We start from the raw sequence: 17,109 nt of genomic DNA on the forward strand, positions 1-17,109 counted from the left end.
CCCCAGCTATGCCGGTGTCCGCCGTCACGGCGGGCACCGGTTAGACTCTGGCTGAGAAGACGCGGCGGGTCCCACAGCTGCACTCCGGCGGGATCGCCGGCTGAGTTCCGCTGGGACAGCAGTCGACGTCCCGGAAGACATTCGGGAGCCCGTCTCCGTTTCAGAGTTGGAAGAAGTAGAAATGCCCGGTTACATCCCCACGCCGCCGCCGATCCGCGTTCCGGGTCCGGTCCCGTTCGCCGGTGCGGGCCAGCAGGCGACGACGGCGGCCCTGCCCGTTATCCCGGACCTCCGCGACACGCGCCCCACCGTCCGCGGAGGGCAGGCCGGCCCGCGCGCCCTGGAGGCGCACCGGGTGAGCGTAATCCGAGACGATCCGGGCAAAGGCGATGTCCGAGCCCTCCTCGCAGAGAACCGCGACCTGCTGTATCCCGCCGGAACAGTAGCCGCAGGCCTGACTCCTCCGTCCTTGAGGGACCCCTCCGTCACCTTCTGGACGGTCCGCGAGGACGGCACCCTGCTGGGCTGCGGCGCGTTGAAGGAACTTCCTCCCCTGTTCGGAGGCACAGCAGGTGAATACGGCGAAATCACCTCGATGCGCACGGTCGAGTCCGCCCGCGGACGGGGTGTTGCCCAGATGCTCCTGCAGCAGATCATCACGAACGCCCGCGCCCGCGGCTACATCGCTTTGCTGCTGGAAACCGGCACACAGGAGTTCTTCGCCTCGTCCAGGCGGCTGTATCAGCGCCACGGTTTCACCGCATGCCCGCCGTTCGGCAGCTACCGCGCCAACCCCAACAGCACCTTTATGTGCCTGGACCTGCGGGCCGCCTCGACCGGCCCGGCGGAACCCGCCGCCGTCCCGGACGCATCCCCGGAGGACAAGGTCTACGCCAAGCCCGGGACCCTGACCGAAATTCTCGCAGCACAGCGCGCTCTGGCGGCCGCCCCGATCCCGAACCCGAGACGGCGCTGATCTTCAGCACATCCGTGAGAGGAACACCGTGAAGCTGCAGCTCGACGACCCCGGCCGGGAAGACGTGCTCAAGCTGCTGGCCGAGCATCTGGCCGACATGTTCGCCGTCTCCCCGGCCGAAAGCGTGCACGCGTTGGACCCCGCCGCCCTGCAGGACCCGGACATAACCTTCTGGACCGCGCGGAAGGACGGGCAGCTGCTGGGCTGCGGCGCACTCAAGCAGCTCGGGCCGCACCAGGGCGAGATCAAGTCCATGCGCACCGCAGAAGCCGCCCGCGGACACGGCGTCGCAGCATGCATCCTGCAGATGATCGTCGCCGAGGCACGGTCCCGCGGCTACATCGCCCTGCTGCTGGAAACCGGCACCCAGGACTTCTTCGCGCCGGCGCAGCGGCTCTACCAGCGGCACGGCTTTCGGCCCTGCCCGCCGTTCGGCGGCTACACCGCGGATCCCAACAGCATCTTCCTACGCCTGGATCTGGACACCGTCCCGCCGGACCGCCCGCGCGAAACGCGCGAAGAATAGGGAGCACGACGACGCCGGGCACCGTGCGGGCGCACCGTCACGGCCGGATCAGCCTGCCATCCCAAAGCCGCCGGCACGCTGCCGTCTAAACTGGCAGGCATGGCATTATCAACGGCGGACCCGGCGTCCCGCACCCGCACCCGGATCCTCTGGCTCGCGCTCGGCCTTCCGGTTGCGCTGGTCCTGGTGGTCCTCGGCGCCCAGATTCACGGCCTGGATTTCACCGTGTACCGCGAAGGAGCCCGGGCGTTCCTCGGCCTGGGCGAGCACCGCCTGTATGACCCGAGCCTGGTTGAAACGGACACCCGCGGCCTGCCGTTCACGTATCCGCCCTTCGCCGCCCTGCTGCTGACGCCGTTCGCGGTCCTGCCCGAGGCCGTGGGGCTGGTCCTGCTGACGGCGACGTCGTGCGCCTGCCTGGTGCTGACCGCCTTCCTCGTCGCCCGCTACCTCACGAAGAACGAGGTGCTGCCCCCGCGGCTGCACACCGCGCTGGGCGGCAGCGCCGGCGTCGCCGTTCTCGCCACTCTGCTGATCGGCGTGCTCGGACCGTGGCGCGAGGGCCTGGGCTTCGGCCAGATCAACCCGATGCTGATGCTCCTGATCGTCGCGGACCTGCTCCGGCCGGCGTCGTCGAAAATTCCGCGCGGCATCCTCATCGGACTTGCGGCCGGCATCAAGCTCACGCCGCTGGCGTTCGGGCTGATCTTCTTGGTCCGCCGCGACTGGCGGGCCATCCTGACCATGGGTGCCGCGTTCGCCGCGACCATTGCCGTCGGCTGGCTGGCCTCGCCGGAGCAGTCACGGACCTTCTGGTTCGACTCGCTCTTCAACTCCGACCGTGTCGGGGACACCACGGACATGTACAACGTGTCGCTGAACTCGCTGCTCTCGCATCTCGGGACCCCCGAGTCGCTGCAGCGGCCGCTCTGGCTGCTGGCCTCGGCCGCCGTCGTCGTGCTGGGTTTCTTCGCCATCCGCCGCTCGGACGCCCGCGGTGACACGGTGGCTGCGGTCAGCGCGAACGCCGTGGTGATGCTCGCGATCTCGCCGATTTCCTGGTTCCACCACTGGGTCTGGATCGCACTGGTGCTGCCGGCGCTGTGGGTGGCGGTACGACGACGGCGGGCCGGGGTCCGCGGCGCGGGCATCGCCCTGCTGGTGGTGATGGTGCCGGTGTTTATGCTGTCCTCGATCACCGTCACGATGATGCTGACCGGGGTCGTGAGCGGTCAGGGCCCGACGGCGCTGGAGCTGTTCACCGGCCTGGGCGTGGTGCTGCCGGTCGCGGCACTGGCGTTCTGGGCCACCGCTCCGGTTGCTGCGCCGCTGTCGGAGGCCGTCCCGCGGCGCCGGTCCGCAACGACCTAGACCGGCGCCGTTCGAGAACCAACAGCGGCATTGCCGGCGCCGGCGTCGGGTTTCGCGGCGGAATCAGCCTCGGGCCAGCCCAGGGCCAAGTACATCTCCGGCACTCCGGCATACTCCCGGTCCAATCCGGGAAAGTGCCTCAGGCCGGCGGCGAGCGCTGTCCGCTGGGAGCCGGTGTTTGTCGTCGTCGTGCGGGCCAGGATCGGCAGCGCCGGCAGCAGCGTCCGGCCGCAGCGCACGGCTTCCGTTGCTCCCTCTGTCGCGTAGCCCCGGCCCCAGACCGCCGGGTCGTAGCGGTAATACAGATTCAGGATGGTCCGGCCGTCCACCGCGGCGCGCTGCAGTCCGGTGAAGCCGATGACGATGTCCGGGGCGTCCCGTTCGGCCACCGCCCAGTAGCCGAAGCCCTCGCGGTCCCAGTGGTCCAGGAAATCCTGCAGGGACTTTGTCACGGATTCCACCGTCGGGGTATGCGGATTGTGCCGGTTGGTCCGGGGGTCCGTGTGGATCTGGATGGCGGCATCGTAATCCGCGCGTTCGAGCCGGCGCAGCAGCAGACGCTCGGTGCTGACGGGGGTCCAGTCGATCGGGTCTTGGCGCATGCGGCCATCCTAAGCGGGGCCTCCCCCGGTTCTAGTCCAGCGCGTCCGCAACGTGCCGCAGCCAACGGGCGACGACGGCCAGCTCCTCGGCGCTGAACCCGTCAGTGATCTTTCCGTTCAGCTCGCCCAGCGCTGACTGCACGACGCCGAGCGCCGCCTTCCCGTCGGCGGTCAGGTTCACCCGGATGGTCCGGCGGTCCGCCGGATCCGGTGCCCGGGTGACGAGCCCGGCCTTCTCCAGCCGGGACAACAGCCCGCTTAGCCCGGCCGGCGAGGCGTCCACCGCTTCGGCCACCTCGCCGGTGCTCGCGCCGGGACGGGCGGCCAGATACAGCAGCACCCCGGAAGCTGCCGCGCTGAGGCCGCGGTCCTCGCCCCGGCGTCCGATCCACCGCCGCAGCCGCCTCTCGGCGGTCAGCGTCAGGAAGACCAGCCGTGGCGGACGCCGCCGACCGGCGTCGCCCGTTCCGCTGGCGTCGCGGCCCCCGCTGGCGCCGCTCTGCCCGCCGTCGCCCGTCCCGCCAGCGTCGCCCTGCCCGGCATTGCCGCCCTCCCGGCCGTTGCCGCTTGTCCCGCCGGCGTCGCCCGGCATCACGACTGCTTCGCGATCCGTCCGTCCAGCCAGGTGAGGACCTCGGGCCACAGCTTGTCCTTGACCCCGCGCCGGAAAAAGCCCATGTGCCCGATCGCGGGCACCCCGGCGTCGTCGGGCGAGTAGGTACGCCGCTCCAGCGGGGCGTTGGTGAGCCGGCTGTAGATGGCGTTGATCTGTCCCGGGGTGGCCCAGAGGTCGTCGGTGAAGCCGATGGACAGCACCTCGGTCTTGACCCGTGCCGCGCGTTCGGCGGCGTCCATGCTCGGATCGTCGAAGAAGTAGTTGGGCCGGCGGGACCATGAGCTCCACTCGAGCATGGCGCCGCCGGGCATGTCCTCACCCAGGCCCATTTTCCGGCCCGGCACTGCACCGAGCAACCGGCTGGTGAGCGGGCCGAGGACCCGTAGGACCAGTCCCACGCGCAGCCGTTCCTTCGGGTCCTGGATGGTCTTGGTGACACCGGCGTGCGAGGCGATGGCCACGAATCCGAGCAGTCCGTCCGTGCCGTTGTCCAGGGCCATCGCATGTCCGCCGATGCTGTGCCCGACGGCCAGGCGCGGCAGCTCCGGGAACCGCGCGGCCAGCCAGTCCGCGGCGGCGGGAACGTCCTGGGCCATCCAGTCGCGCATCCGCAGCTTCCGGTTGGCCTTCGGGCTGCCGGACGCGCCGGTTCCGCGATAGTCGTAGGTCAGGACCGCATACCCGTTTTCGGCCAGGTATTCGCTGAAGCCGGTGTACAGCCGTTCGGCTACCGCCGTGGCGGGGTGGATGACGACGGCGGCCCGGGGAGCGGCGTCGGCCGGAAGGCGCAGGGTTCCGGCGAGCGCACCGCCCGCAGGGACGGGGATACTAATCCGGTCGGACGTGACGACTGACACACTATTATTTCGCATGCGAAGTAATCTACACGGGACAGTGGGTTTCGGGTACCCCGTGATGTCGGACTGTCAGGTCTCCACACGGCCGACGACGTAGATGTTGCCCTGCTCATCCAACCGCGCAAGGTCGCCGGTGTGAAGCCAGCCGTCCGCCAGCGCTGCAGCCGTTGTTTGAGGGTCGTTCCAGTAGCCCAGCATGAGCCCCTCGCCGCGGGTGACCAGCTCACCGACCTCGCCTTCAGGAACGTCATTGGCAGCACCGTCCAGAATGCGCACCTCCATCCCGGGCACCGGTTGGCCGACCGATCCAGAGCGCCGCTCCGGAACCGGAGCATTGAACGAGACCAAGGCTTCGGCCAGCCCGTATGCCTCCAGGACCTGCGAACCGAAGGCCTGTTCGATGCCCTCCAGGCTCTCGCGCGGCAGCGGCGCCGTGCCGGAGATTCCCCAACGCACACTGGATGTATCAGCCTCCCCAAGGGCCGGATGCTCCAGCATTGCCGCGTACATCGCCGGAATCCCGGCGAAGATGGTGACCCCATCCCGCTCAATCATCTGCAGCGCGGTTCCCGGTTCGAACCGCGGCAGCAAGCTGACGGAAGCTCCCGTCAGCACGGCCGCGTTCATCACCAGGGCCTGCCCGAAGCCATGGAAGAGCGGCAGTCCCCCAAAAAGCACGTCGGAGTCCTGCACCGGCAGCAAGCCGCTGGCAGCATCGGCGGTGCTGCGCAGATTGGCGTGCGAGAGCGTGGCACCCTTGGGCGGACCCGTGGCTCCCGAGGTGTAGAGGATGACGGCGGCGTCGTTATCGGCTCGATCCACCACCCCCGGACGCGGCGCCGCGGCGGCGAGCAGCTCACGGAAGCTGCCGGTGTTCACCGGGATGACATCGGCGCCGGCCTCCGCTGCGCCGTCGTCGGCATGGGCAAGGATGTCCTCGTAGCCGAAGGCAAAGAGCAGCCGGGCACCGGAATCCGCCAACTGGTGCGCGATTTCCTTGGCAGCGAGCAACGGGTTCATCGGCACTGCAACCGCCCCTTGCCGCAGGATCCCGTAATACAGGGCGGCCATCGGCGGAACATCGGGCAAAAGAAGCGCCACCCGGTCACCAGAGCCGATGCCGCGGGCTGCAAGCAAACCCGCGGCACGGGCACTCAACTCATCCAGCGCCGCGTAACTCATCACGCTGTCGCCGATCCTCAGCACGGGACTGTCCGGTGAGCGGGCTGCGGTATCGCTGAGGATACTGGCGAGATTCGGCACGGCAATCTCCCTTGTTCCGACGGGCGTGCAGAAAGCTAGACGACCACAAGCTCCGTTTTGTCCGCCCCGTGGTCGGCCAGCGCGACACTCTGGATGGCCGGGTCGTCGTACGTGTTCCAGTAGTAGGTCATGGTCCGGGACGAGAAGAGCCCGGTATAGGTGGTCTTCTCAAACTCGCCCGAGCCCATGGCCGCGCTTCCTTCCACCATCGCGACCTGCTGCAGCGTGTGGAACGCGCGGCTGACGTTCTCCTCTTCGCTCGTCTTGGGCGGGTAGTTCGCGTGGACGTAGGCTGCGCGTACAAACCGCGACGGCGAGTAGTAGTCGCCGGGGATCCCCCGCATAAGCGACCCCGAGCCGAACGGGGTCAGGTGCGCCTGGTTGAGCACGACCTCCTCCGGGAAGTCGGGCGAGGCGTTGAGGTAGTTGCGCAGGTTCTCGTGGTGCCAGCCGAAGCCGGGCTGGTTTGCCAGGACGTCGACGTCGTCGTGGAAGACGTGCATGCCGTCGCTCGTGTACTCCACGACGATGGCGCGCGTCGAGTCGCCGATCAACCAGTGCAGCAATGAGCTCGGGTACTTCTCGTTGATCGGCCTGTCCACAATGACAACCTTGTTCAGGGCTGCCTCAACCTCGTCGACGGTGCTGAACTGGGAGGCCACCCAAAGCGGGAACTCGAATGCGGCAACGTTTGTCGCGCCGTCGACCGGTGCCGGCGCGTACTGCGCGTACCCCGGAAAGTTGAGGCCGCCGACGGCCAGGCCTGCGTCGTTGCCGCAGTCGAAGTACAGCGGTGTGTCTTCCTGAACGATGCCCATGCCGATGACCGCATGCTGGATCTTCGGCACCGCCCCGAAGGGCGAGTTCGTGGCGTACCCGGTGGGCGTCACCACCACCCGCTCTCCGAAATCAGACGTCCAGTCGAGGTTACGTGCGAAATAGAGGTTGCTGCCGTCCGAGAACCTGATGCCTGTGCACATGTTTATGCTCCCTGTTCCAGCGAAACCCTGGGAGTTCCGCCTGCTTGCTGGGCCTACGCCGGAGACGCCGAGGAGGACAACGGTGCCTGCCGCCGCCCCGCCCTTTTCAGGTTAGGCCCGGACCCCTGGCTTGCGGCAGTATGCATGCCAAACCCGAACCCGCGGAGGGACAACCCTGCTGCGGCTCGGCCCTTTCCTTCCACCCGCACGAGGCCTATAACCGGACCATGACGCACCATGCACCGCTGGAAGTTTCCCTCCCCTTCACCGGGAAATGGAAAGTGCAGAACAGTCCCCTGCGGCGGGTACCCAGCCACGGCACGCATCTGCTCGCCACCACCTATGCCATCGACTTTGTGGGCGTGGACGACGACGGCCGTTCGGCTCCCACGGTCAGCTGGCACTCCGCGTTCGGAACCGAGCCTCCGGAACTGTTCTTCGCCTTCGGACGGCCGATCCTGGCTCCGGTCAGCGGGCAGGTGGTCACCGTGCACGACGGCGAAGCCGACCACGAAGCCCGCCGGTCGCAGCTGGCCCTCATCCCGTATGTGCTGGGCCAGCAAGGCCGGCTGCGGCAGGGAGCCGGTGCGATTGCCGGAAACTACGTCCTCATCGAAACGGCCGACGGCGGAGCGGTGGTCGGGGTGATGCACCTGCGGTCCGGGTCGATCCGGGTTTCTACCGGGCAGCAGGTCCGCGAGGGCGAGCAGATCGGGGACTGCGGAAACTCTGGCAACTCCACGCAGCCCCATGTGCATGTGCAGGCCATGGACGGAGCGGATCCGTGGACCGCCTGCGGATTGCCGCTGGTTTTCCGGTCCTTCGGGGAGAAACCCGCCCGCGGCAGCACGTTTATCCCTCGCGAGAACATGCTGCCGCAGGAGGCTTCGACGGTCGAAGCATCCTGAGTGCCCAGGGTCCTGCGACAGCTGCCACCGCCGCGGACACCAACACGGGCACCAACCTCGCCAGCACAGCATCCCACCGGGTGGTACGAAGGTTTCCTGGTGGGGACACAGCAGCCCCACCCGCCCCACGTCGTGGGACGCTCTGCAGCGGAGCGCCCGCCGCCAGCACAGCATCCCAGGGAATGGTGCGGATGTTGCCTGATGGGGACACAGCAGCCCCACCCGCCCCACGTCGTGGGACGCTCTGCAGCGGAGCGCCCGTCGCCAGCACAGCATCCCAGGGAATGGTGCGGATGTTGCCTGATGGGGACAGCAGCCCCACCCGTCCCATTTCGTGGGACGCTCTGCAGCGGGAGGGGTCAGCAGCAGCACAGCATCCCATCGGGTGGTACGGAAGTTTCCTGGTGGGGAACCATCTGCCCCACCAGCACCACTTCGTGGGACACTGTGCGGCCGGGGACGACTGCGACGAACGAGAAGGCACAAATTACCGATTTTCGGACGGAAAACGGTAATTTGTGCCTTCTCGATTCCCCGGACGCCCGGCCCGGCCGGCCCGGTCATCCCAGACGCCGGGCCGTCCCGGAAACAGCTAAGGCCCGGCAGCTTAGGGGAATCGACCCCCTAAGCTGCCGGGCCCCCAGCTGAGGAGCTAAACGTGCGGGCCAGTGCCCGTATTGGACACGCCGCCGCGCGGCCCCGGCTCGACGGCTAGCGGGTTGCCACTCCGTCGCCCGTACCCGAACCGACAGCCCCCGAACCGGCATCATCCGTAGACACCCCGCGGCGCTTATCGAAGATGGTTGCCCCAACTTCCTGCTCCGCCTGGTTCCGGATCGATAGGTCGATGCCCGGCCGGTCGCGCAGCATCATAGTGGCGGCTGCAGCGAGCACGATCATCACCAGCAGGTAAGCGGAAACCGCCGTCGTCGAACCTGTCTCCTTGACCAGCGCAGCGGCGATGGTCGGCGCGAACGCCCCGCCGAGGATCGCGCCCAGCGCGTAGGACACCGAGACGCCGGAGAAGCGGATCGACGCCGGGAAAATCTCGCTGTACCAGGCCGCCTGCGGCCCGTAGGTCAGGCCGAGTCCCACGGTGAACAGGGCCATGCCGAGGAACAGGATCCCGATGTCGCCGGTGTTGATCAGCCAGAACAGCGGGAAGACGGTCAGGGCCAGGCAGGCGAACCCGATGAGGTAGGTGTTCTTCCGCCCGATCCGGTCCGCCATGAAGCCGCTGACCAAGGTGAAGACGAACCACAGGGCCGCGGAGCCGGAGACGGCCAGCAGCACATCCGTGCGGTCCAGCGCCACCGGGCCGTCCGGGTTGGTGGAGTAGTTCAGGATGAATCCGCCGGTGGTCATGTACCCGGCGGCGCTGTTGCCCGCGAAGACCAGGGCGGCCAGGAGAACCAGCTTCCAGTGGTTCTTCATCAGTTCCACGATGGGCATCTGGGTCTGCTTCTTCTTCTCGGCAATTTCCTCGAAGACCGGGCTTTCGCTGACGGACATCCGCACCAGGAAGCCGACCACAATGAGAACGATGCTCAGCAGGAACGGCAGGCGCCAGCCCCATTCCACGAACTCGTCGCCCGGGGAGATGACGCCGGTCATCAGCGCGGTCACGCCGGAGGCCAGCAGCATGCCCAGCGGCACGCCCAGCTGCGGGAAGGAGCCGAAGAGCCCGCGACGGTTGCGCGGGGCGTGTTCCACGGACATCAGCACCGCGCCGCCCCATTCGCCGCCGGCGGAGATGCCCTGGATGATGCGCAGCAGCACCAGCAGGATGGGTGCCCAGATGCCGGCGGTGGCATGGGTGGGCAGGACGCCGATCAGGGTGGTGGCCCCGCCCATGAGCAGCAGGGTCAGCACCAGCATGGCCTTGCGGCCGATCTTGTCGCCGTAGTGCCCGGCCAGGAAGGCGCCGAGCGGACGGAACAGGAAACTCAGGCCCACCGAGGCGAACGTGACGAGGGTGGCGAACTCGCTGCCCGCGGGCTTGAAGAACAGCTCGGAAAAGACCAGCCCTGCAGCGGTGGCGTAAATGAAGAAGTCATACCACTCAACGGTGGTGCCGATCAGGGTTGCGGTCGCAACCCTGCGGGTGTCCCGCGGAGTGGATCGAGCGGTGGATTCAGCGGTGGATCGAGGGGAATGGGAGCCGGCGGCAGTGCCGGAAGGTGCAGCCATGGGAATCCTTATCAGTAACTCGCGCGGACGTCGTCGTCCGCGGCAGGGAGATATTTTGCGGCTAGGGCTTCGCTGCCCCGGGCCAGGAGTGCGACGTCGGCGCCCACCAGGATGAAGTCCACGCCGGCGTCGATATAGCGGCGGGCGGTGGCTTCGGCGAACGCGTTCACGCCCACCGGTTTCCCGGCAGCCTTCACCACCCGGATGCAGTGCTCGACGGCGGCAATCACGTCGGGATGCTCCTGCTGGCCGAGGTGGCCCATGGACGCGGCGAGGTCCGACGGCCCGATGAACAGCCCGTCCACCCCGTCGACGGCGGCAATCGCCTCCACGTTTTCGACGGCGGCGGCGGTCTCGATCTGCACCAGCAGGGTCACGGACTCGGCGGCGTTTTCGAGGTATCCCTCGATCCGGTTCCAGCGCGACGCGCGGGCCAGGGCGCTGCCCACCCCGCGGATGCCGTGCGGCGGATACCGGACGGCGCGGACCAGCTCGGCGGCCTGCTCCGGGGTGTCGACCATGGGAATCAGCAGGTTCTGCGCCCCCAGATCCAGGTACTGCTTGAGCAGCACCGCGTCCCCGATGGGCGGGCGGACCACCGCGGTGACCGGATAGCCGTGCACCGCCTGCAGCTGGGCGAGCAGGGATTCCAGCCCGTTGGGGCTGTGTTCGGCGTCGATCAGCAGCCAGTCCAGCCCGGATCCGGCACAGATTTCGGCTACCAGCGGACTGCCGGAGCAGACCCACATGCCGGTTTGCCGGCCCCCGGCGGACAGCCGGGCGGCGAAGGTTTCCTCTACTCGAAGCGGCATGTAATGGTTCCCAACGGTCCGTAGTCGGCAAAGACGGTGTCGCCCTTGTATACCCACATCGGGCGGGTGAAGGAGCCGGCGAGGATGATTTCCCCGGCCTCCAGCGAGGTGCCGTGCACGGCGAGCTTGTTCGCCAGCCAGTACACGCCGGCAGCGGGATGGTTCAGCACCCCGGCCGCGACGCCGGTTTCCTCAATGCCCTGGTTCCGGTAGAGCAGCGCGGACACCCAGCGCAGGTCCACGTCGGCCGGTCGCACCGGGTTCCCGCCGACCACCATGGCGCCCATCGCCGCGTTGTCCGCGATGGTGTCCACGATGGTCCGGCCCTCCATCTCGATCCGCGAATCCAGGATTTCCAGCGCCGGCACCACGTAATCCGTGGCATCCAGGACGTCGAACAGCGTGCAGTTCGGCCCGGAGAGCGGCTTGCCCAGCACAAACGCCAGCTCCACCTCGATCCGCGGATGCGTGTACCGGTCCCACTCCAGGGTGCAGCCGTTTTCCAGCACCATGTCATCGAGGATGACGCCGTAGTCGGGTTCGGTGATGCCGGTGGCGGCCTGCATGGCCTTGGAGGTGAGGCCGATCTTGTGGCCGGCCAGGGACCGCCCGGAGGCGATCATCCGTTCCCGCCACAGGTTCTGCACGGCGTAGGAGTCCTCGATGGTCATGTCCGGGTAGCGCTCGGTCAGGCGCGGCACCGGGGTGCGGGTGCGTTGGGCTTCAAGCAGCTCATCGGCCACCGCCCGGAGAGTCTGTTTATCTAGCACGGCGATTCCTTTGTCTTCGGAGGGTGCAGTGTTCGGAGAGTGCGGCGTGTTCGGGGGTGCGTGGGAGAGGGTGTGACGACGACGGCGCCGGCTTCAGCGCCGTCGTCGGGCGCGGTCTAGAGCTGGGTGCCGATCTTGAAGCCCTTGGCGGGCTCGCCGGAGGCACTGCCGGCGGCGTCGTCGGGGCGGGTGTAGGAGAACCCGTCCGCGCCGATGGTGACCGCCATTTCCGAGGTTTCCGTGCGCTGGGTAAGCGGCTGCGGGTTGCCGTCCAGGTCCAGCACCAGGGAGGCCTCGGTGTACCAGGACGGGACCACGGGGTTGCCCCACCAGTCGCGGCGCTGGTTGTCGTGGACGTCCCAGGTGATGGTGGGGTTGTCCGGATCGCCGGTGTAGTAGTCCTGCGTGTAGATCTCGATGCGGTGGTCGTCCGGATCCAGGATGTAGAGGTAGAAGGCGTTGGAGACGCCGTGCCGGCCGGGGCCGCGTTCAATCCGGTCGGAGATGCGCAGGGCGCCCATCTTGTCGCAGATCTGGATGATGTTGTGCTTTTCGTGCGTGGCGAAGGCCATGTGGTGCATGCGCGGGCCGTCGCCGCCGGTCAGGGCGGTGTCATGGACGGTGTGCTTGCGGTGCATCCAGGCGGCGTAGGTGACGCCGTCGGAATCCTTGATGTCCTCGGAGACGCGGAAGCCCAGGTCCTCCAGGTAGGCGCGGCCGCGGGGCACGTCAGGGGTGACCTGGTTGAAGTGGTCCAGGCGGACCAGTTCCCCGGCGGAGTAGAGGTCGTAGCGCTGGGTGAGGCGTTCCACGTGGTCCACTTCGTAGAAGAACTCGTAGGGGAAGCCCAGCGGGTCCTCCACGCGCACGGAGTCGCCGATGCCCTTCACGAAGCCGTCCTTGCGGCGCTCGGTGCGGCAACCCAGTTCCTTGTAGTACGCCTCGGCTACGTCCACGTCTTCGGGGGTGCGGACGCGGTAGGCCAGGGCGGCGACGGCGGCCACCGGGCCCTTGCGCAGCACCAGGTTGTGGTGGATGAACTCCTCCAGGGAGCGCAGGTAGATGGCGTTCTCGTCCTCTGCGGTGACGTGCAGGCCGAGGACGTCCACGTAGAACTTCCGGGACCGTTCCAGGTCGGTGACCACCAGGTCCGTGTAGGCGCAGCGGACAATGTCCGGCGGGGCGATGCTCGGGGTGGGAATGCGGTTTTCGATGTCCATGGTTTTGCTCCTTTGCAAACGGCGGGGGAAGTGTCGGGGAGGGGTTAGCCGTCGACCTTGGCGGCGTCGTCGGTCCCGAACTTGGGGGTGTGGACCTTGCCCAGGGTGATGTGCACGGCCTGCTGGTCGGTGTAGAAGTCGATGGAGCGGTAGCCGCCCTCGTGGCCCAGGCCGGAGGACTTCACGCCGCCGAACGGGGTGCGCAGGTCGCGGACGTTGTGGCTGTTGAGCCAGACCATCCCGGCCTCGGTGTTCTGCGCGAAGTTGTGCGCGCGGGTGAGGTCCTGCGTCCAGATGTACGCGGCGAGCCCGTACTTGGTGTTGTTGGCCAGTTCCAGGGCTTCGGCTTCGGTGTCGAAGGGGGTGATGGCGACGACGGGGCCGAAGATTTCTTCCTGGAAGATCCGGGCGTCGGGGGCGACGTCGGCGAAGACGGTCGGGGCGATGTAGTTGCCTTCTTCGAGGCCTTCGGGGCGTCCGCCGCCGGCGAGCAGGCGGCCTTCGGTCTTGCCGATTTCCACGTAGGAGGCGACCTTGTCGAAGTGTTCGGGGTGCACGAGGGCGCCGACCTGGGTCTTCGGATCGTGCGGGTCGCCGACGACGATGGTCTTGGCGCGGGCGGCGAAGCGTTCGCAGAACTCGTCGTAGACCGGGCGTTCGACCAGGATGCGGGAGCCGGCGGTGCAGCGTTCGCCGTTGAGGGAGAAGACGCCGAAGAGGGCGGAGTCGATGGCGGCGTCCAGGTCCGCGTCGGCGAAGATGACGCAGGGGCTCTTGCCGCCGAGCTCCATGGACAGGCCCTTCAGGTTTTCCGCGGCGTTGCGAAAAATCGTCTGCCCGGTGGTGGTTTCGCCGGTGAAGGAGATCAGCGGGACCTGCGGGTGCTTCACCAGGGCATCGCCGGCTTCCTCGCCCAGGCCGTTGACCAGGTTGAAGACACCGGCGGGGACGCCGGCTTCGGTGAAGATGTCGGCCCAGAGCGAGGCGGAGAGCGGGGTGAATTCGGCCGGCTTGAGCACCACGGTGTTGCCGGTGGCCAGGGCCGGGGCGAGCTTCCAGGACTCGAGCATAAACGGGGTGTTCCACGGGGTGATGAGCCCGGCGACGCCGATGGGCTTGCGGTTCACGTAGTTGATCTGGCTGCCGGGGACCTTCATGGCATCGTCGAACTGCGCCACGATCAGGTCCGCGAAGAAGCGGAAGTTCTCCGCGGCGCGCAGGGCCTGGCCCTTGGCCTGGGTAATGGGCAGCCCGGTGTCAAAGGTTTCCATCTCGGCCAGGCGTTCTTCCTGGGCCTCGACGGCGTCGGCAATCTTATTCAGCACGCGGGCGCGTTCGCGCGGCTTCATTTTCGGCCAGGGACCGTTGACGAAGGCTTCGCGGGCGGCGGCGACGGCGGCGTCGATGTCTTCCTTCTGGCCAGCGGCGGCGGTGGCGTAGGTCTTGTTGGTGACCGGATCCAGCACGTCGAAGGTGGCGCCATTGGCGGAGTCCACGAACTTGCCGTTGATGAAGTGCTGGATGTGGGTGGGCAGGTTCTCCGGAACGAAGTGCGTGCTCATGGTTTCCTCTTTCGTGTGTTTCTTTAGATCGGGAGGCTTTAGCTGTTCTTAGATCGGGGAAGGCGGCTGGTGGTTCTGGGCCAGGAACGCGTTGAGCGTGCTGGTGCGGTGCGCGCGGGCGGCGTGTTCGACGTCGGCCGCCGGGGCGCCGGCGTCGATCAGGTCCAGCAGCGCCTCGTGTTCCTGTACCGAGGCGTGCGCCCGGTCCGGGACGTACCGGAAGACGGAGGAGCGCATGCGGCCCAGCCGGTTCCAGCCGCGGTGGACCAGGTCCAGGATGTGCGGATTGGGGCAGCGGGCGTAGAGCAGGGCGTGGAACTCGGTGTTCAGGGCGGTGAAGCGGACCGGGTCGAAGTTGTCGAGGACCTCGCGCATCTGGTTGTTCAGTTCCCGGGCCTTAGCCAGTTCCTCGGCGCTGATGCTCGGGGCGGCCAGGGCGGTGGCGGCACCTTCGATAATGCTGAGGGTCTGCATGGTGTGCAGGTACAGGTCCGGATCGATGCCGGCCACGGTGGCGCCGACGTTGCGGACAAAGTGCACCAGCCCTTCGGCTTCGAGCCGGCGGATGGCTTCGCGGACCGGGACCACGCTGAAGCCCATCTCCGTGGCGATGCTGCTGAGCACTAGGCGGTAGCCGGGGCTCATTTCGCCGCCGAGGATGCGGTCCTTCAGCTGGGTGTAGGCCTGCTCCGACTTGGAGCCGGCGGCGGGGCTGGTTTTCGTGGCTTGCCCGTTGCTGTTGGCTGCTGCGCTCATGCCTGTTCCGCTGCCCAGGCCTCGTACTTTTCCTTCCACGCGGCGTTCATCGGGTACAGCCCGTCGACGCCGTGTCCGGCCTTCACCATTTCGGCGATGAACTCTTCCTGGTGTTCCTGCCGAATGCAGGCCTCTACCAGCTCCTCCGCGATGGCCGGCGGGATGACGAGGATGCCGTCGTCGTCGGCCACGATGATGTCGCCGGGCTGCACGGTGGCGCCGCCGCAGGCGATGGTGATGTCGGTGTCCCAGGGGACGTGCTTGCGGCCGAGGACGGCGGGGTGCGGGTTGGCGCAGTAGACGGGCAGGTCGATGCCGGCCACGGTGGAGTAGTCGCGCACGCCGCCGTCGGTGATGATGGCTGCGGCGCCGTTGTGCTTGGCGCGGAGGGCGAGGATGTCGCCCAGGGTGCCGGTGCCCTTTTCGCCGCGGGCTTCCATCACGAGGATTTCACCGTCGCCCACGGAGTCGATGGCGCGTTTCTGCGCGTTGTAGCCGCCGCCGTGGGTTTTGAAGAGGTCCTCGCGGTTGGGGACAAAGCGCAGGGTGCGGGCGGTGCCGACGACCTTGCGGCCGGGGCGGGTGCCGGTGAGGCCGTCGATGGAGACGTTGTTCAGGCCGCGGGCGCGCATCTGCGAGGACAGGGTGGCGGTGGCGACGGATTCCAGCTTCGCCTTGAGTTCCGGGGAGAGGGTTTTGGCCTGTTCCTTGGGTGCGAGGCCCGCCTTTTCCGCGGAACCCCAGGCTTCTTCGCGCTGCTTGTCGTCAATCTTGGGCTGTGCGCCGAAGGGGGCCAGCGGCGTCGTGCCGTCGGTGACGGTGGTGGCGAGGCGGCCGGTGGTTTTGTCCGTGCCAGGGACGTCGACTTCGACTTCGAGGCGGTCGCCGGGGACGGCCACGGAGGCGCCGGCGGGGGTGCCGGTGAGGATCAGGTCGCCCGGTTCCAGGGAGAGCAGCTGGGAGAGGTCGGCCACCAGCTGGGCGAAGGGGAAGAGCAGGTCTGCGGTGGTATCTTCCTGGGCGAGTTCGCCGTTGACCCAGGTACGGACGCGCAGTGCGGCGGGGTCGACGTCGGCCGCGTCGAGGATGTGCGGACCGACCGGGGTGAAACCGTCGCCGCCCTTGGAGCGGAGGTTGGAGCCTTTGTCTGCCCAGCGCAGGTCGTAGACACCCAGGTCATTGCTGGCGGTCACTCCCCCGACGTAGCTCCACGCGTCCTCGATCGAAATGCGGCGGGCGGTCCTGCCGATGACCAGGGCGATTTCGCCTTCGAAGCCGAGCAGTTCACAGCCCGCCGGGCGCTCCACGCTGCCGCCGGTCAGGGCCAGGGAGGAGCTGGGCTTGAGGAAGTAGGAGGGCTGTTCCGGGGTGCGTCCGCGTTCTGCTGCCCGCGAGGGGTAATTGATGTGGACGGCGATGACCTTGCCGGCCTGCTTCAGCGTGTCCGTGGTGGCGTCGTTGCCCATGTCTCTCCTGGATCAAGTACGAAATCGTATATGATCAGGGTTACATGTGGTGCGGGTCACGTCAAGGGGCTTGGAAGCAACGATTCAATGTTGAGCCCTCGTGTCGTCGGCGATAGCCTTCGGCGGCCAGACATAATGAATCACACAGTCGCAGCTATCTGGCGTTTGCATGGAATGACTCGTAACAATGTGTCAACGAATAGCTGGTTTGATGGTCGATGGAGCATCGACTTG

At 67.6% G+C, this 17,109-nt stretch carries 16 protein-coding genes; 4 read left to right on the forward strand and 12 right to left on the reverse strand.

Annotation, left to right across the window (positions count from 1 at the left end):
* Positions 1-181 precede the first annotated feature (181 nt).
* The 3 genes from N2K99_RS19100 to N2K99_RS15035 all read left to right on the forward strand — a co-directional run bounded on the left by N2K99_RS19100 (position 182) and on the right by N2K99_RS15035 (position 2,873).
* Entirely contained in the window at positions 182-976 is a 795-nt protein-coding gene (locus N2K99_RS19100) for a GNAT family N-acetyltransferase (protein WP_308036321.1), read from the forward strand.
* Positions 977-1,004: 28 nt separating this feature from the next.
* The gene (locus N2K99_RS15030) at positions 1,005-1,502 is read left to right on the forward strand and encodes a GNAT family N-acetyltransferase (RefSeq protein WP_227932843.1); all 498 of its coding nucleotides are present in this window, start codon (positions 1,005-1,007) and stop codon (positions 1,500-1,502) included.
* Positions 1,503-1,601: 99 nt separating this feature from the next.
* Positions 1,602-2,873: a glycosyltransferase 87 family protein gene (locus N2K99_RS15035; protein ID WP_227932842.1), complete on the forward strand. Its 1,272-nt coding sequence runs from the start codon at positions 1,602-1,604 to the stop codon at positions 2,871-2,873.
* On the opposite strand, the gene N2K99_RS15040 is transcribed toward N2K99_RS15035, so the two are convergent.
* From N2K99_RS15040 to bsh, 5 genes are read right to left on the reverse strand one after another with little or no spacing between them, the layout of a single operon-like run.
* Complete coding sequence (locus N2K99_RS15040; protein ID WP_227932841.1) at positions 2,870-3,475, reverse strand: GNAT family N-acetyltransferase; 606 nt, start codon at positions 3,473-3,475, stop codon at positions 2,870-2,872. The genes N2K99_RS15035 and N2K99_RS15040 overlap by 4 nt on opposite strands.
* Positions 3,476-3,506: 31 nt before the next feature.
* On the reverse strand, positions 3,507-4,067 hold the full coding sequence (locus N2K99_RS15045; protein WP_227932840.1) for a MarR family winged helix-turn-helix transcriptional regulator: 561 nt from the start codon (positions 4,065-4,067) through the stop codon (positions 3,507-3,509).
* On the reverse strand, positions 4,067-4,963 hold the full coding sequence (locus tag N2K99_RS15050; RefSeq protein ID WP_227932839.1) for an alpha/beta fold hydrolase: 897 nt from the start codon (positions 4,961-4,963) through the stop codon (positions 4,067-4,069). The genes N2K99_RS15045 and N2K99_RS15050 overlap by 1 nt, the downstream gene beginning before the upstream one ends.
* A gap of 54 nt (positions 4,964-5,017) precedes the next feature.
* Positions 5,018-6,211, reverse strand: coding sequence for an AMP-binding protein (locus tag N2K99_RS15055; protein ID WP_227932838.1), 1,194 nt, complete (start codon positions 6,209-6,211; stop codon positions 5,018-5,020).
* A gap of 35 nt (positions 6,212-6,246) precedes the next feature.
* Positions 6,247-7,191, reverse strand: coding sequence for a choloylglycine hydrolase (bsh, locus tag N2K99_RS15060; protein WP_227932837.1), 945 nt, complete (start codon positions 7,189-7,191; stop codon positions 6,247-6,249).
* Between the two features lie 227 nt (positions 7,192-7,418).
* Between bsh and N2K99_RS15065 the strand changes: the two genes are divergently transcribed.
* Positions 7,419-8,099: a M23 family metallopeptidase gene (locus N2K99_RS15065; protein WP_227932836.1), complete on the forward strand. Its 681-nt coding sequence runs from the start codon at positions 7,419-7,421 to the stop codon at positions 8,097-8,099.
* A 711-nt stretch (positions 8,100-8,810) separates the two neighbouring features.
* Here N2K99_RS15065 and N2K99_RS15070 read toward each other — a convergent pair.
* From N2K99_RS15070 to N2K99_RS15100, 7 genes are all read right to left on the reverse strand, one after another.
* Positions 8,811-10,289 (reverse strand): MFS transporter, encoded by a 1,479-nt coding sequence (locus tag N2K99_RS15070; RefSeq protein WP_227932835.1) that lies wholly within the window; start codon positions 10,287-10,289, stop codon positions 8,811-8,813.
* 11 nt (positions 10,290-10,300) lie between these two features.
* Complete coding sequence (locus tag N2K99_RS15075; RefSeq protein ID WP_227932834.1) at positions 10,301-11,101, reverse strand: HpcH/HpaI aldolase/citrate lyase family protein; 801 nt, start codon at positions 11,099-11,101, stop codon at positions 10,301-10,303.
* Positions 11,086-11,871, reverse strand: coding sequence for a 2-oxo-hept-4-ene-1,7-dioate hydratase (gene hpaH, locus N2K99_RS15080; protein ID WP_227932833.1), 786 nt, complete (start codon positions 11,869-11,871; stop codon positions 11,086-11,088). The genes N2K99_RS15075 and hpaH overlap by 16 nt, the downstream gene beginning before the upstream one ends.
* A gap of 116 nt (positions 11,872-11,987) precedes the next feature.
* On the reverse strand, positions 11,988-13,085 hold the full coding sequence (gene hpaD / locus N2K99_RS15085) for a 3,4-dihydroxyphenylacetate 2,3-dioxygenase (protein WP_227932945.1): 1,098 nt from the start codon (positions 13,083-13,085) through the stop codon (positions 11,988-11,990).
* 50 nt (positions 13,086-13,135) lie between these two features.
* Positions 13,136-14,653: a 5-carboxymethyl-2-hydroxymuconate semialdehyde dehydrogenase gene (gene hpaE, locus N2K99_RS15090; RefSeq protein ID WP_227932832.1), complete on the reverse strand. Its 1,518-nt coding sequence runs from the start codon at positions 14,651-14,653 to the stop codon at positions 13,136-13,138.
* 48 nt (positions 14,654-14,701) lie between these two features.
* Positions 14,702-15,409: a GntR family transcriptional regulator gene (locus N2K99_RS15095; RefSeq protein ID WP_227932831.1), complete on the reverse strand. Its 708-nt coding sequence runs from the start codon at positions 15,407-15,409 to the stop codon at positions 14,702-14,704.
* The gene (locus N2K99_RS15100) at positions 15,406-16,875 is read right to left on the reverse strand and encodes a fumarylacetoacetate hydrolase family protein (protein WP_227932830.1); all 1,470 of its coding nucleotides are present in this window, start codon (positions 16,873-16,875) and stop codon (positions 15,406-15,408) included. The genes N2K99_RS15095 and N2K99_RS15100 overlap by 4 nt, the downstream gene beginning before the upstream one ends.
* Between the last annotated feature and the right edge of the window lie 234 nt (positions 16,876-17,109).

Origin of the sequence: Arthrobacter sp. zg-Y1110 (assembly GCF_025244865.1) — a bacterium.
GTDB lineage: Bacteria > Actinomycetota > Actinomycetes > Actinomycetales > Micrococcaceae > Arthrobacter_B.

Excerpts from the sequence above, each read along its gene's own strand:
- N2K99_RS19100 (WP_308036321.1), top strand. The coding sequence starts at position 182 with ATGCCCGGTTACATCCCCACGCCGCCGCCGATCCGCGTTCCGGGTCCG.
- N2K99_RS15035 (WP_227932842.1), top strand. The coding sequence starts at position 1,602 with ATGGCATTATCAACGGCGGACCCGGCGTCCCGCACCCGCACCCGGATC.
- N2K99_RS15040 (WP_227932841.1), bottom strand. The coding sequence starts at position 3,475 with ATGCGCCAAGACCCGATCGACTGGACCCCCGTCAGCACCGAGCGTCTG.
- N2K99_RS15045 (WP_227932840.1), bottom strand. The coding sequence starts at position 4,067 with ATGCCGGGCGACGCCGGCGGGACAAGCGGCAACGGCCGGGAGGGCGGC.
- N2K99_RS15050 (WP_227932839.1), bottom strand. The coding sequence starts at position 4,963 with ATGCGAAATAATAGTGTGTCAGTCGTCACGTCCGACCGGATTAGTATC.
- bsh (WP_227932837.1), bottom strand. The coding sequence starts at position 7,191 with ATGTGCACAGGCATCAGGTTCTCGGACGGCAGCAACCTCTATTTCGCA.
- N2K99_RS15065 (WP_227932836.1), top strand. The coding sequence starts at position 7,419 with ATGACGCACCATGCACCGCTGGAAGTTTCCCTCCCCTTCACCGGGAAA.
- N2K99_RS15070 (WP_227932835.1), bottom strand. The coding sequence starts at position 10,289 with ATGGCTGCACCTTCCGGCACTGCCGCCGGCTCCCATTCCCCTCGATCC.
- N2K99_RS15075 (WP_227932834.1), bottom strand. The coding sequence starts at position 11,101 with ATGCCGCTTCGAGTAGAGGAAACCTTCGCCGCCCGGCTGTCCGCCGGG.
- hpaE (WP_227932832.1), bottom strand. The coding sequence starts at position 14,653 with ATGAGCACGCACTTCGTTCCGGAGAACCTGCCCACCCACATCCAGCAC.
- N2K99_RS15095 (WP_227932831.1), bottom strand. The coding sequence starts at position 15,409 with ATGAGCGCAGCAGCCAACAGCAACGGGCAAGCCACGAAAACCAGCCCC.
- N2K99_RS15100 (WP_227932830.1), bottom strand. The coding sequence starts at position 16,875 with ATGGGCAACGACGCCACCACGGACACGCTGAAGCAGGCCGGCAAGGTC.